Annotated in this window: 22 protein-coding genes; 12 read left to right on the top strand and 10 right to left on the bottom strand. The window is 29.4% G+C overall.

Annotation, left to right across the window (positions count from 1 at the left end):
- Positions 1–10: 10 nt before the first annotated feature.
- Genes devC through EW14_RS03975 form a run of 3 tightly spaced genes read right to left on the bottom strand, consistent with a single transcriptional unit; the run spans position 11 to position 2,822 of the window.
- The gene (gene devC / locus EW14_RS03985; protein ID WP_042850217.1) at positions 11–1,183 is read right to left on the bottom strand and encodes an ABC transporter permease DevC; all 1,173 of its coding nucleotides are present in this window, start codon (positions 1,181–1,183) and stop codon (positions 11–13) included.
- Entirely contained in the window at positions 1,183–2,097 is a 915-nt protein-coding gene (locus EW14_RS03980; protein ID WP_042850216.1) for an HlyD family efflux transporter periplasmic adaptor subunit, read from the bottom strand. Before EW14_RS03980 ends, devC begins: the two co-directional genes overlap by 1 nt.
- Positions 2,097–2,822: a phycocyanobilin:ferredoxin oxidoreductase gene (locus EW14_RS03975; RefSeq protein WP_042850215.1), complete on the bottom strand. Its 726-nt coding sequence runs from the start codon at positions 2,820–2,822 to the stop codon at positions 2,097–2,099. Before EW14_RS03975 ends, EW14_RS03980 begins: the two co-directional genes overlap by 1 nt.
- 41 nt (positions 2,823–2,863) lie before the next feature.
- Here EW14_RS03975 and EW14_RS03970 point away from each other — a divergent pair, with 41 nt between their 5' ends.
- Entirely contained in the window at positions 2,864–4,108 is a 1,245-nt protein-coding gene (locus tag EW14_RS03970) for a pitrilysin family protein (RefSeq protein WP_042850214.1), read from the top strand.
- Entirely contained in the window at positions 4,108–5,325 is a 1,218-nt protein-coding gene (locus EW14_RS03965; RefSeq protein WP_042850213.1) for a pitrilysin family protein, read from the top strand. The genes EW14_RS03970 and EW14_RS03965 overlap by 1 nt, the downstream gene beginning before the upstream one ends.
- 1 nt (position 5,326) lies before the next feature.
- On the opposite strand, the gene EW14_RS03960 is transcribed toward EW14_RS03965, so the two are convergent.
- Complete coding sequence (locus tag EW14_RS03960) at positions 5,327–5,536, bottom strand: NAD(P)H dehydrogenase assembly family protein (protein WP_042850212.1); 210 nt, start codon at positions 5,534–5,536, stop codon at positions 5,327–5,329.
- Between the two features lie 107 nt (positions 5,537–5,643).
- On the opposite strand from EW14_RS03960, the gene ftsH reads away from it, so the two are divergent.
- Entirely contained in the window at positions 5,644–7,557 is a 1,914-nt protein-coding gene (gene ftsH, locus EW14_RS03955) for an ATP-dependent zinc metalloprotease FtsH (protein WP_042850211.1), read from the top strand.
- Here ftsH and clpP read toward each other — a convergent pair.
- Positions 7,554–8,144 (bottom strand): ATP-dependent Clp endopeptidase proteolytic subunit ClpP, encoded by a 591-nt coding sequence (gene clpP / locus EW14_RS03950; protein ID WP_255347401.1) that lies wholly within the window; start codon positions 8,142–8,144, stop codon positions 7,554–7,556. The two genes, ftsH and clpP, sit on opposite strands and share 4 nt — an antisense overlap.
- A 78-nt stretch (positions 8,145–8,222) precedes the next feature.
- Here clpP and psb29 point away from each other — a divergent pair, with 78 nt between their 5' ends.
- Positions 8,223–8,831, top strand: coding sequence for a photosystem II biogenesis protein Psp29 (gene psb29, locus EW14_RS03945; protein ID WP_042850209.1), 609 nt, complete (start codon positions 8,223–8,225; stop codon positions 8,829–8,831).
- A 140-nt stretch (positions 8,832–8,971) separates the two neighbouring features.
- Here the strand turns inward: psb29 and petN are convergent, their stop codons facing one another.
- Complete coding sequence (gene petN, locus EW14_RS03940) at positions 8,972–9,073, bottom strand: cytochrome b6-f complex subunit PetN (RefSeq protein WP_011376303.1); 102 nt, start codon at positions 9,071–9,073, stop codon at positions 8,972–8,974.
- Between the two features lie 116 nt (positions 9,074–9,189).
- Here petN and EW14_RS03935 point away from each other — a divergent pair, with 116 nt between their 5' ends.
- Positions 9,190–9,468, top strand: coding sequence for a DUF2103 domain-containing protein (locus tag EW14_RS03935; RefSeq protein ID WP_042850208.1), 279 nt, complete (start codon positions 9,190–9,192; stop codon positions 9,466–9,468).
- 41 nt (positions 9,469–9,509) lie between these two features.
- Positions 9,510–9,716 (top strand): hypothetical protein, encoded by a 207-nt coding sequence (locus tag EW14_RS09845; protein WP_071840799.1) that lies wholly within the window; start codon positions 9,510–9,512, stop codon positions 9,714–9,716.
- A 13-nt stretch (positions 9,717–9,729) separates the two neighbouring features.
- Here EW14_RS09845 and EW14_RS03930 read toward each other — a convergent pair whose 3' ends face one another.
- Entirely contained in the window at positions 9,730–9,999 is a 270-nt protein-coding gene (locus tag EW14_RS03930; RefSeq protein ID WP_042850207.1) for a hypothetical protein, read from the bottom strand.
- Positions 10,000–10,127: 128 nt separating this feature from the next.
- On the opposite strand from EW14_RS03930, the gene EW14_RS03925 reads away from it, so the two are divergent.
- From EW14_RS03925 to EW14_RS03920, 3 genes are all read left to right on the top strand, one after another.
- Complete coding sequence (locus EW14_RS03925) at positions 10,128–10,565, top strand: hypothetical protein (RefSeq protein ID WP_042850206.1); 438 nt, start codon at positions 10,128–10,130, stop codon at positions 10,563–10,565.
- 80 nt (positions 10,566–10,645) lie between these two features.
- On the top strand, positions 10,646–10,822 hold the full coding sequence (locus EW14_RS10045; RefSeq protein ID WP_156095663.1) for a hypothetical protein: 177 nt from the start codon (positions 10,646–10,648) through the stop codon (positions 10,820–10,822).
- Positions 10,823–10,862: 40 nt separating this feature from the next.
- The gene (locus EW14_RS03920; protein ID WP_042850204.1) at positions 10,863–11,213 is read left to right on the top strand and encodes a hypothetical protein; all 351 of its coding nucleotides are present in this window, start codon (positions 10,863–10,865) and stop codon (positions 11,211–11,213) included.
- 313 nt (positions 11,214–11,526) lie between these two features.
- Here EW14_RS03920 and EW14_RS03915 read toward each other — a convergent pair whose 3' ends face one another.
- Positions 11,527–11,709, bottom strand: a complete 183-nt coding sequence (locus EW14_RS03915) for a hypothetical protein (protein ID WP_042850202.1) — start codon at positions 11,707–11,709, stop codon at positions 11,527–11,529.
- A gap of 142 nt (positions 11,710–11,851) precedes the next feature.
- Here EW14_RS03915 and EW14_RS03910 point away from each other — a divergent pair, with 142 nt between their 5' ends.
- On the top strand, positions 11,852–12,046 hold the full coding sequence (locus EW14_RS03910) for a hypothetical protein (protein WP_042850201.1): 195 nt from the start codon (positions 11,852–11,854) through the stop codon (positions 12,044–12,046).
- A 23-nt stretch (positions 12,047–12,069) separates the two neighbouring features.
- On the opposite strand, the gene EW14_RS03905 is transcribed toward EW14_RS03910, so the two are convergent.
- A complete protein-coding gene (locus EW14_RS03905; protein ID WP_042850200.1) occupies positions 12,070–12,267 on the bottom strand; it encodes a hypothetical protein in 198 nt (65 codons plus the stop codon).
- Positions 12,268–12,332: 65 nt separating this feature from the next.
- Here EW14_RS03905 and EW14_RS10040 point away from each other — a divergent pair, with 65 nt between their 5' ends.
- Entirely contained in the window at positions 12,333–12,575 is a 243-nt protein-coding gene (locus tag EW14_RS10040; protein WP_156095662.1) for a hypothetical protein, read from the top strand.
- Positions 12,576–12,630: 55 nt separating this feature from the next.
- On the opposite strand, the gene EW14_RS03900 is transcribed toward EW14_RS10040, so the two are convergent.
- Positions 12,631–12,834 (bottom strand): hypothetical protein, encoded by a 204-nt coding sequence (locus tag EW14_RS03900; RefSeq protein WP_042850199.1) that lies wholly within the window; start codon positions 12,832–12,834, stop codon positions 12,631–12,633.
- Positions 12,835–13,059: 225 nt separating this feature from the next.
- On the opposite strand from EW14_RS03900, the gene EW14_RS03895 reads away from it, so the two are divergent.
- Positions 13,060–13,428, top strand: coding sequence for a hypothetical protein (locus tag EW14_RS03895; protein ID WP_042850198.1), 369 nt, complete (start codon positions 13,060–13,062; stop codon positions 13,426–13,428).
- The last annotated feature ends 87 nt before the right edge of the window (positions 13,429–13,515 follow it).

Here is a 13,515-nt window from a genome sequence, read left to right as displayed (position 1 = left end):
TCTTTAATTGTCAAAAAATTTCTGCAGGATCAGCATCAACTAATTTACGCATCGCAACAGCAGCAGACCCCATACACATAACTAAAACTAAAACAAAGATTAGGATAGATTTATTTGCGTCCATTATTATTGGGAGTTTAGTGGAACTTCTTATGACTGAGTAAAGTATTTGTCCAGAGAAATATGCAGGTAAATAACCAAACAATGCCAACAAAACCCCCTCTCTAGCTACTACAAAGAAAAGGGATTTAAGTCTATACCCCATTGCCAATAAGGTGGCATACTCTGGTAGGTGATCTGTAACGTCACTATAAAGAATTTGATAAACAACCACACACCCTACAACGAAACCCATCAAAGCTCCTAAACTAAATATAAAACCTATTGCAGTACTATTTTTCCAATAATTCTTCTCAAATTCTATAAATTGTTTTTTTGTAAGAACTTTAACATCATTTGGGAGTGAGTTATTTAATATCCTTGAAATCAATTCAGGATCAGATCCTTTTTTTAGCTTAACCAAACCAATTTCTATACTACCAGGAGGATTAGCAGGAAAAAGTCTTAAGAAGGTTTCTCGACTTGTTATCAAATTACCATCTGCACCAAAAGATGGTCCCAACTCCACAAGGCCCTCAACAATTACTCTTTTTCCAGCGACCTCAGTCTCAACTTTTTTTTCAGATAAGAACCATTCTTCAATTGGTCCAAATTCAGGTCTAGATAGTTTGTCAAAAAGAACTCTTGATGGATTTCTAAGTTTATAAGCTTTCTTTGAGAATCCCTCATCTAAAAGAAGTGAATCGGAGGGATTAAAACCTAACGCAAGTATTGATCTAGTTTTAAGATTTTCGGGATTTCTCCAAAGTAAATAATTCAGATTGACGGGTGCAGTTTTTTTAACATCTTCTACTGCGAGAGTTTGTATTAACCTTCTTTTTGGGAATCCACTCATGCTTATAGAACTTTTTGATCTAGGACTTATCAAAACAAGATCGGCATCTAGAAGTTTATGAATAGTTACGCTCGTGTCAAATAAACCATCTCTAAAACCTAATTGCATAAACATCAAAATCCCTGCAAAACTGATTCCGGCTATGGCAACTGCTAGCCTTAATGGTTGCCTAGTTAACAACAACCAAGCTAATGGAATTTTTCTAAATTTAAAAAAAGAAAAACTCATCAGGGAATAAATTTTGCAATTACTTTCATTCCTGCATAGTTTTGAACAGTCTCTATAGAATCTTGATCTAGTTTTACCAGTACCTCGATAATTCGCGAATCAGCATCTCCTGTTGGATCAGTCGATAAAACTTTTCTTTGTTTTACCTGAGGACTAATCCTAATCACCTTTCCATTAAGAATTTTTTGGAAACCGCCGTTCTCACTGCTCAATTCGACATTCTGAGAAATAAAGACTCTATCGATATCAGATTCATAAACCTCTATCAAAGCTTCCATTTTTTGACTAGAACCAATATCCAAAATCCCTTCATTTTTTTGCCTCTCACCAACTCTCGTATTTATTCCAAGGATAAAACCATCAATTGGACTCCTTAGTTTTGAATTTAATAGATCTATCTTGATATTTTTTTGATCTCCGATAAGGTTTATTTTCTGTTTTTGCAATTTTAATAATTCATCTTTTCTCTGTGAAAACTCTACAAAAGAATATACATTATTGCTCAAAGCCAACTCATACCGCTCAATTTGATCTTTCTTAAGGGAAATTTCATCGTTAATAGTTTTTATTAGATTTTCATTTCTTTCAAGATCAGCAATTAACTTTTCTCCATTTTCAAAGATTGCCAGGATATCACCTTTTTTCACAAAATCTCCTTCATCTACTAAAATTTCGACAATTCGTGGGGAAGAGCCAAACTGACTTATTGGAGCTGCCAATTGCCTAATTTCTCCCGAAGGAGAAAGTTGACCTAGTGCGGCAACAGCTGTAATAGGCGGTATATAATCTGAAGTTATTTCCTCCTTATATTGTGAACTAGATTTATTATTTCCAGAACAGGAGATAACCCCAAGAGATATTGGTATAAATAATAAAAAATAAATAAATAAATTTTTAAATATTTTTAATTTCATTAAAAATCAAAGAGAACTGTTTTTATATAATTATTGACCCATTTTTCATCAAAATATTTTAAAAGCACCATACTAGTTTTTTCATTTTTCATTTGTTGAACACAATAATTTTTTTGAAAATCTATTCTCTCTTGGATAATTTCTTCATTAACTTCCGGTTTGGCTTTCTTGCTTAATTCGATCAAAATAGAAAGGTATTGATCCACAACTCTACAAAAATCATTTTTTTCAGATTTATTTTTTAAGGAAGCAAAAAATACATTATTAGAAAAAATCCCTCCCCATTTTGGAATCTCTCTTAAAGAGGTAAAAGAACTTTTATCAACTTCAGAAAGAAATTTTTCGTATTTTAAACCTTGGTTTTGTGATGCCGGAGATAAATCAACAATGGCAGCAGAAACAATATCATTTATTTTTACCAAATCCATCCCAAAAATTGGAATATCAAACTTTGGATCAGGGAAAAAAACGCAATGTAATATTTTAAGATTCTTTGAAAATTCTGCTACTTCAATATGTAACTTTCTAAATCCTTTTGCTTTATGAAATTCATTTTCAATATAGAGTTCCCTGCCTATTTCGTTAGATATTATGTTAGTTAGACTTGGATCAATTTTTATACTCTTAAGGTCCTTAAGCATGGATCTATGATCTCTAATATTTTGTAATAAGTCCAAAATAAGAGGGTCAGTTAATTTTGTTTTAGTTAAAGATTCAGACAACAAGGCTAAAAGGTACCAAAATAGAATTTAAAGAGATAACCGAAATGAAAGTAGGAGATGTTAACTACTACACCCATTCAAGCAAAACTAAATGTGTGTTTGTGGATAATAAAGAATTGCCGCTGATAAGCATTGATATTTGGTGCAAAGCAGGTTCTTCATTTGAGGATGTTGATAAAAACGGCACTGCTCATTTTCTAGAACATATGATTTTTAAAGGATCAAACAAATTAATGCCAGGTGAGTTTGACCATAAAATTGAATCACTCGGCGGTTTAAGTAACGCTTCAACAGGTTATGATGATGTACATTACCATGTATTAGTTCCACCCTGTAACTTTAAAGAATCACTTGCTCTTTTGACAAATATAGTCGTTGCTCCAGATTTTAATCCTGATGAATTTATAAAAGAAAAAGGTGTAGTTATTGATGAAATAAAGCAACAAAATGATCAGCCTGAAGAAAGACTATTTAATTATTTTTTGAAAAGGGTTTGGCTAAGTCCGAATTATGCCAATTCGATCCTGGGAAATGAACATAGTATTGAAAACTTGGAGATAAATGACCTTGTAAAATTTCATAGCAAACATTACACTACCGAAAAAATTTGTATTGCAATTGCTGGAAATCTCTCTGAAAAAATTTATAAAATTTTTGAAAAAAGTGATCTATCTGGCATAAATAAAAGTCCAAATTTAATAAATTTAAAAAATAAGCCCTCTTTAAAAATTAGGAATGGTAGAGAGTCAGTTAAGTTTGATAATTTAGAGTTTTCAAGAATATTTATGGCTTGGTTTATCCCTAACCTAAATGATCAAAAAAATATTATTGGACTAGAGGTATTGGCATCAATTCTCTCAGTTGGAAGAAACAGCAGATTAGTTAAAATTTTAAAAGAAGATAGTAATCTTGTTGAATCCGTATATGTAGATGTAAATGCTGGAGAATTAGGCGGATTATTTATTATTGAAGCAAGTTGTGAGTCCAAAGATATTGATTTAGTGGAAAAGCAAATTAATAACACAATAAATGAGATATTAACTTGTAAAGCCTTGACTTTGGATGAACTAAAAAAAGCAATAAATATTGTGAAAAGTAATTATGTCTTTAATTTAGAGACATCTTCACAACTTTCTTCATTCTTTGGAAATGAACTTCTTTGGGGGAGAAAATCTTCAATCAATAATTTAGAAAGTCATTTAAAGTATTGGAATGACTTGGATAACTTCAAAGAGATAACAGAATATATAAGTGGAGAAAAATTCACTTTAATTGCATCCCCTAGTTAATGTTAAAAAGATATTTTTTAAAAAGTAAAAAAAGGAATTTTTCAACTGCTTCAATTTGGATTAAAGGAGGCAGTAATTTTGATAGTGTTGGCAAAAAAGGAATAAACAAGATCCTCAGTTCATTACTTACCAGAGGATGTGAGGGGTTTAACAATTTCACTCTTTCGGAGTATATTGCGTCCTATGGAGCAGAATTAAATCAAGAAGTATTTGAAGATGGTATTTCAATAAGCATTAAATCCCTAAATGAACATTTCAGCAAATTATTACCTTTATTAGATTTAATAATTAATAAACCAACTCTTCTAGAAACTGAATTTCAAAAAGTAAAAAAATCCTCAATTAATTTTATAAAAAAAGACAAAGAGAATCCATTTAATATCTGTTTTGAAAAATGGAGAAGAATTGTTTACTCAAATCATCCTTATGCCTTTAGTACAAATGGCAATGCAAATGATGTCTCAAAGATTACCTATGAAGATGTTTTGCTTGAGTTTAAAAATTTTAAAAGTCGAGATAAGTATTTAATTTCAAATAATTTAGAAATAAATGGTGTAACTATAGAAACATTAGAAAAAAAACCTATAGAAGAAAAATTAAGACCTATAAATCAAGATTTAAGTCCTAACAAAAGATTTGATTTCAATAATAATGATTCAAATCAAACGATAATCATGTTGGGTAACCAAACTTGCTCTCGTAGAAGTATTGAATATTTGCCTCTTAAGGTTTTGGAATCATATTTATCTTATGGAATGAGCGCTGCTTTATTTAAACTTTTTAGAGAAAAAAATGGAATCACTTACGATTTAGGTGTTTATTATCCAGTTAGGAGCGAGAATGCTCCATTTTTAGTTTATTTGTCAGTATCAAATAAAAAAGCCCTTTTTGCTTTTGAACTTTTATCAACTTTATGGAAAGATTTACTTTTAAATCCTTTGATTGATGCTGAAATGCTTTTAGCAAAAGAAAAACTAAAAGGTTCTTTTCTCTTAGGGAATCAATCACTAGATGAAATTTTACAGAGAAAGATACAATTAATTAGCTATGGTATTTCACCAATTTCCGAGATAGATTTAAATTCAAAAATAAATGAAATATCTTCATTAGATATTCTCAAATTAACTAAAAAGTATTTTTCAAACCCCTTTCTGAGTATTTCAGGTAATGAAAAAATATGTTTAGAAATATCTAATAGGTGGAATAAAAACTTTTAATTTAGTTTTTCTCAATATTATCAATATCGATTAAAAACGAACCTCTTCTAAACTTTACTTCAACAGTATCTGGGGATTTGATTGAGAGGATTTCTCCAATTTCATCAATTGCAACTAGATCAGGTGGTCTTAACATTGGCATATTATCTGAGGTCTTTAAGTAAGAGACTGGCGCAATCAACTTAACCTTATCATTGATCTCAAATTTCATTTATAAATTAGATACATTCAAAAGTAGTATAAGCATAAAGTTGGAGAAAATATCAACGAAATGCACTGATTCATTCTAGAATCGTATAATTAACTTGATACAAATTAATGAATCAGAAATTTAAAACATTAATTTTATGGGCTTTACCTATACTCTTAGTAATAGCACTCTCCTACCAATTTTTATCTTCAAGCAATGTTGATTCACTTAAATCCAATGGGACTACTGTTGCACCAAGAAATTCTGCGGTAGCAAGGGTTAGTTACGGAAGATTTTTAGATTACATTAATGCAGGAAGGGTTACATCTGTCGATATTTTTGAGGGTGGTAGAAACGCAGTTATAGAGACAATAGATTCGGATTTAGATAATAAAGTACAAAGATTACGTGTAGATCTTCCAGGCTTAACACCAGAACTTATAAACATCTTAAAAAATGAGGGAATCAGTTTTGATGTGCATCCAGTTAAAACAGCTCCTCCTGCGTTAGGGATTTTGGGCAATTTACTCTTTCCTGCAATTTTAATTGGAGGTTTAATTTTGTTAGCCAGGAGATCAAATGGTATGCCAGGAGGCCCTGGGCAAGCAATGCAATTTGGAAAAACCAAGGCAAGATTTGCAATGGAAGCTGAAACAGGAGTAGTTTTCGATGATGTTGCAGGTGTAAATGAAGCTAAACAGGATTTACAAGAGGTTGTCACTTTTCTAAAAAAACCAGAAAAATTCACTTCTGTAGGAGCAAGGATTCCCAAAGGTGTTCTACTGGTAGGACCTCCTGGTACTGGTAAAACCCTTTTAGCCAAAGCAATTGCAGGGGAAGCAGGTGTACCATTTTTCTCTTTATCAGGTTCTGAATTTGTTGAAATGTTCGTTGGTGTTGGAGCTAGTAGAGTAAGAGATCTTTTTAAAAGAGCTAAAGAGAATAGTCCTTGTTTAATTTTTATTGATGAAATAGATGCTGTCGGAAGGCAAAGAGGTGCTGGTATTGGTGGAGGTAATGATGAGAGAGAACAAACTCTGAACCAATTGCTTACTGAAATGGATGGTTTTGAAGGTAATAGTGGCATAATAATAATTGCTGCCACAAATAGACCCGATGTCCTAGACTCAGCTTTAATGAGACCTGGCAGATTCGATAGACAGGTAACTGTAGACGCGCCTGATATCAAAGGCAGACTATCAATATTGGAAGTTCATGCTAGGAATAAGAAACTTCAACAAGATTTAACACTCGAAAGCATTGCAAGAAGAACACCAGGTTTTACTGGAGCAGATTTAGCAAATTTATTAAATGAGGCTGCCATCCTAACCGCTAGGAGAAGAAAAGACTCTATCAGTATTTCAGAAATTGATGACTCTGTAGATCGGATAGTAGCAGGGATGGAAGGTTCTCCATTAACAGATGGTAGAAGCAAGAGATTAATTGCTTATCATGAAGTTGGTCATGCCCTAATAGGTTCACTAGTAAAAGCACATGATCCTGTTCAAAAAGTGACAGTTATTCCAAGAGGTCAGGCTAAAGGATTAACTTGGTTTACTCCAGACGATGAACAAACCCTTGTTAGTAGGGCTCAACTAAAAGCTAGAATAATGGGTGCTTTAGGAGGAAGAGCTGCAGAGGATGTAGTTTTTGGAAAAGGTGAGATTACAACAGGAGCGGGAGGTGATTTCCAACAAGTTGCTTCTATGGCTCGACAAATGGTTACAAGATTTGGGATGAGTAATTTAGGACCCATAGCTTTAGAAAGCGGTAATCAAGAAGTTTTTGTTGGTAGAGATTTAATGACCAGAAGTGAAGTTTCCGATTCAATTTCTAAACAAATAGATGAAAGTGTAAGAGTAATGGTAAAGGAATGTTATAAAGAAACTTACGCTATAGTCAGTAAGAATAGAGAAGCTATGGATAAAATTGTAGATTTACTTATAGAAAAAGAAACATTAGACGGTGAAGAATTTGTAAATATTCTTTCCAAGTACGTCAAAATTCCGGAAAAAGATCGAACACCTCAGCTATTAAGTTAAACTTTAATTGGTTTCTTATCTAATACCAAATCAATTAATCCATACTCTACAGCTTCGTTTGGAGACATATAAAAATCTCTATCAGTATCTTCTTTGATAGTTTCATAATCCTTTCCAGTTCGTTCTGATAATTCAGTATTAAGACGTTCTTTTAAGAACAAAATTTCATCTGCTTGAATTCTTATGTCACTGGCTTGCCCTCTAGCACCTCCAAGAGGCTGATGAATCATTATTCTTGAATGTCTAAGGCTGCTTCTTTTACCTTTAGTACCTGCTGCAAGCAAAAAAGCGCCCATACTAGCTGCCAAACCTACACAAACTGTATGTATGTCAGGCTTAACATGCTGCATTGTGTCAAAGATCCCCAACCCATCATAGACAGATCCTCCTGGAGAATTTATATACATATAGATATCCTTGTCTGGGTCCTCTGCTTCAAGGAATAATAATTGCGCAACAATTCTATTAGCAGTTTCACTAGTAACTTGTTCTCCTAAAAAGATTATTCTTTCTCTTAATAATCTCGAATAAATATCAAAGACTCTTTCACTACCGCCAGACTCTTCTAAAACTAAAGGGATCATAATAATATTTATCTGTTTATTAGATATTAACGATATTGAGTCAACATACGCTAACCTTATTAAGGTTTACATATAAAAAAATTGAAAGAAAAATTGACTGTCTCAGATAGCAAAAAGTTATTTCATGAAAAATTTCCTTACGTTATTCCGGGTTTATATAAAAGAATAGTTGATGAAATGCTTGTCGAACTAAATCTTCTAAATCATCAAAATGAATTTACTCAAGATTATCTCTTTTGTATTGGTCTCACTGAAACATTCAAAGAATTAATGAAAGGATATAAACCTGAGAAACATTTGGATCTTCTTTTTGAATCTCTATGTAGTTCTACAAATTTTGAAGCAAAGGAAATTAATGAAATATCTCAAAAATCACAAAAGGAATTTCACGATAAAACATCTAAAGATATTTTGAAATTATTAAAAGAAAAAAGCAATATTGAACTCTATCCTTCAAGGATATTGAACTTAGGCATATATATATTAATTTCAAATTCCCAAGATGTAAAAGAGAAAAATGAATCAGATATAAATAAGATGACCTCTGATATTTTTGAGAAGTTAAGCTTATCTACTAATAAAGCAGAAAAAGATATTGGTATTTACAAAAGTAGCATATCAAAAATGGAACAAGCAAAAGAATTAATTGAAGAGCTCAAAATCAAGAATAAGAAAAAAGAACAAAAATAATGTCTATTTTTTTAATCTTTTTTTATCCTTCCAAGAGACATAGGATATATAAATTACAGCGAAAGTTATAAGTAATAGTAAAACAAATGATGTTAAGATAAGGAATTTATTTATATAGACTTCATAAGTTAAAAATGAAATCATATATCAATAGATCCGTCACCATTTCTTCCCCAAACAACCATGGCAATTGAAAAAGTAAAAATTGCAGCCAATGCTGCCCAACCTATTTGAAAGATCATTAGATTTGAATCGCTTTAACAAATATAACAGAACTTCAAAAATTTTTTATTATTTTAAAGCTAAAGTTAATTTCTCAGAAACAAAATTTTCTCAATAGAATGAATTAAAAATTAAATTGGGTAGATTAGTCTTAAATCATAGTACGAATATAGAAGGTCTAATTCCAATACTCCAGAAGTTAGCGCTAAACATAAATATCAAGACAATAACTCCTGCTGCGATATCAAGAGTGAGGGGAAGATCTTCTAAATTGATAATTAGATTGTCAGTAAAAACAATAAATGGGTATAAAGCAATAGCAAGAAAGGGTAAAACAGCCCAAGAAGTTTTTATTTCAACAGACTTAAGTAAAGATGATTTAAAACAAATTATAGATATTTATAATAGTAAGTAGTTAAATATAAAGACAATTAGAAAACAGTTAGGAGAGAAACAATGAAATTGCGCTTAAAATCATGTTTGTTTTTATTGGTTTTTTTTTCATTTAGTAATGAAACATTCTCACTTACTGACTACCAAATAAAAAGATATTGCAAGAACCAGAAAAAGGTAATCCCATGTATAAAAGATTTACAAGAAAAAAGATCTAATCTCCAAAAAGGAAAGCTTATTGAAATACCTGTCTCACCTTACAAACGGTAACTAAAAATTGAATCTAAATTTCAAATTCTGATTCGAAAAGATTAAAAGCATTTTTATAGTGTGAAAGAAGTTCTTCTGAATTATCGGAAAATCCTTGCCGTTCATAATCTTCTTTTAATTCATCATATAAGTAAACCACTCTGTTAAAAGCACTTATATATTCTTTTTGTATGTCTTCATCATCAATATCATAGATTTTTGCTAATACTAATTCGACATTTTTTTTTGATGAATATATTTTTTTTTCAAAATCTTTATTTAACTTCCTTCTTTTTTTTGCCATTTAAAGTTTCTAAATACAAATTAACAATACTCAAATTCATAGATAAATTAAATTAAAACTTATAAAATAAAAATATAGTTTTCAAATCAAAATAAAACCTCTACATTCCAAAAAAATCATTCGATGATATGAGTAAAAAAGAAACAACTAATCCTAAAGAGGTTAGAAACCAAAACTATGAAACCAAGAAAATGAATAATTTAGAAAAATCAAATAAAAAGAAAGATAAAGGTCTTCCATGGTGGGTTGAGTTTTTATTTGTTCAAATAGGATTACCAGATAAATTACTAATAAAAATATTAAAAGCCAAAAAACAATCTAAAGAATTTATTAAAAATGAAAATAAATCATTAATAACATTATTTTTTGTAATTACTACATTGGCCTATTTTTATCCAGTTATTAAACATACAAAAAACAAATTAGATTGTGAGGTAATTGCTAGAAACTATATTATTAAAAATAAAAATACGATTGGAATTAATAATAGGGAGATAAGAATGTTATCTACAAATTTTTGTTATGGTGGCGAAGAAATCTATGAAATAGAAAATTTAAAAAATTAAATTTAGTTAGTGTCTATAAAATAGCCAATCCAATATTATGATAGTAATTTCAAGTTAAATAAAGTTTAGATTTTAATCCTATGACTGATATAGAACTAAAGAAAGAAAACGTAAAAATGCATTTAAAAGATTTGAGGCAAAACTTAAAGAAAATGCAGTTAGAAGTTACTGAAGAATTAATATTACCTAAGCCAGATGATGTAAAAGAATTGATGAATAAAATGGATAAACTACTAAAATTAATAGAATCAAAATAAACTATAATTCAAATGATCTGGAATCATCAAAAGTAAAAAAATGAAAATAATGAAACAATTTCCAAAAATAATTCTAATTGCAATTTTCTTAACTTCTTGTAGGACATCGATCAATGAAGAGAATACAATAAAAAATTTGGAAGAAAATATTAGTGAGATTTCTAATTCAGAAAAGAAAAGAATTGAAATAAAGTTTTCCTGTGTAGAGGATGGTATTTCAAAATACTTAGAGGATGGATGGAATATTTTAAAAGAAGATTCCCAAGAAAAAATTTGTTCCTGGAAATCTGTCCCTGCCACAAAAGATTGTAATATGGAAAAAGATAAAGGATGTAAAATAACTAAGCCAGATAAAATAGGTGAAGAAAAAATTTATTTATTAGAAAAATAAATTTAATATATGAATCTTAAATCAGAACAATTAGTTGATTTAATTTTTAAGAAATTAAAAACCTATAAAAACAAAAAAATATTTTTAGAAAGAGAAAATTTGGATAATTTTATTCTTTCTCTTTTTAAAGAAAAATGATTACAAGATCTATTTAATTTAACTGCTATAGTTAAATTAATTTTTTAATTTATAAAGGTATGCATAATTTTTCTTCATTAACTCTAATTTTGGCACTTTTTTTTATCGTAAGTCTTTATTTTTTATTTAGGGTTACTTCTAGTACAAAGAATTAGAAAATATTTTTAAATCAACTTTAGATTATTGGATCATCTCTTAATAGTAAAACTGTATGCTTATTTAAACCGTCATTAATCCATTCCTTATATTCTTCCATAACGCACTTTTTATCTGAATTATCTAGTAAATTAATTCTTTTTTTTGCATTATCTAAAGCTAATTTAAGAGAGAATTTATAATCATTGGTGTTATCTTGCATAAGTTTTTATTAAATTTTAGTAAAGTTAGTTACTTGTTCTGTATTGAAAATTACAATAATAAGCGTTTATTTGATAAGAGTATCAAGCAATACTGAAGAATTTTTAATATATTTGTGATAATTATATTTTAGTTAAACTACTATGTCATACGAAGCAGGCAGTAAAGAATGTAGACATTTAATTGAAGCAAAGGAAAGCCTTCTATCGGCATTAGATGCGTTAAGCAATATAAATTCAACCGATCTAATACAATTACAAATTAAAGAAATCTACAATAAATTAGAACAAATGCACGATAATCGAAAAAAGATAGAATCGGCCACAAATTATTTTTGAATATATTCAATTTAACAAAAGTTTTAAAATTGACTTTTTATCTTCTTTACTCTTTTTTCTGATAATAAATCCAATAAAGCATCTAGTTGTGCATGCACTTCCTTTGCTTCATTAAGATCTGGCATCAAATCTTCTTTGATAAGCATTTGATGCATCTCTCTAAGCTCTAACCTTATATACCTGAGGTGAGAACATACTTCCTCTCTCTTAGTTGCACTCATATTTGCTTTATATTCTTTATATTATACATCACAGTCTTTTTTGACTTACATTTTAATTTTGTTAATTGAAAATTATTACAAACTCAACAACAAGTCAAAATCTTTTAAAGTTGGGATGTAGTAATATATCATTCATGATAAAGAAAAAATCAAAAAAATTTCAACCTAAATCAAATGTAAATGATCAGAAATTAGGCCAAACAAAAAATTCGGCAAAATTAGTCCTTTTTGTATTTGGAATAGGTCCAATAATTGGCATAATAATATTTTTATATAGCAAGGGATTTTTTAATTCGCCAACTGTTTAAATCTTAAGTAATGAAAATTAAATTTAAATAATTAATTTCAAAATTTTATAAATAATTATTGAAATTTTTTTAATGAAAATATCCTAAATTCCGCCAATTTTTTTGCATTTTCTGGATTAGAGATTAAAAAAGGGTGTTCTGATAAAACTTCAAATACCTTATCCATCTTTAATCGGAAATCATCACAATCAATATTCTCCCATTCCTCATCAAATGACATTGCAAAGCTATCAGCATTGTTATATAGTTTATCTTTCATAATATTTAGATTTTAAATTAAGAAAATTTCAGAAATAATTTCAATCTGAAAGATTTAATAGAGGAAGCATATAAAACTATCCTCATTAATATTTAAGAAATAACTTTCTATTAGTGCTCTAAAATTATACATTAATCGCATTTTTAAAATATACAAATAGGATTATCAATCAAAATATGCTTTCATTTGACAGAAGTGTTACAATATCGACATATGTAAATAATCATGGAAAATAAAGTTAAAAGAATAGGATATCTTCCAAGAAAAAGAGTACTTGAAATCATTGATGAAATATCCAATAGCGAATCAATAAGTAGATCTAAAGTAGTTGGAATATTAGTTGAAGAAGCATTAGATGCCAGAGGTATTGCGAATTTTGGTTATAGCAACAACACAAAATCAAATATATACAAGTCAAATAATTATAAAGATTTTCAAAATGAGAATAACCACTTAAAAGATGCTGAAGATGAATTTGTTGATGACAGTGGTTACACAGTTTCTGCTCACAAAACAGCAGATCGCTCAATATCATCTGCAGATATTGAATTAGCAAATAAAATTAATATTCTTAAAGAATCTGGATTAATATGAATTTCTTAGGGTAATTATTTTATTTTTTAATGCACAACATTGGATCATTGTTTATTCTTAGTCAAGAATAATATTCTTTTTACTTAA

This window comes from Prochlorococcus sp. MIT 0604, from assembly GCF_000757845.1.
In the GTDB taxonomy this organism is placed as follows: Bacteria; Cyanobacteriota; Cyanobacteriia; order PCC-6307; family Cyanobiaceae; genus Prochlorococcus_A.
The sequence above is the reverse complement of the archived record's forward strand: the minus strand, read 5'-3'. Positions and strand labels throughout refer to the sequence as shown.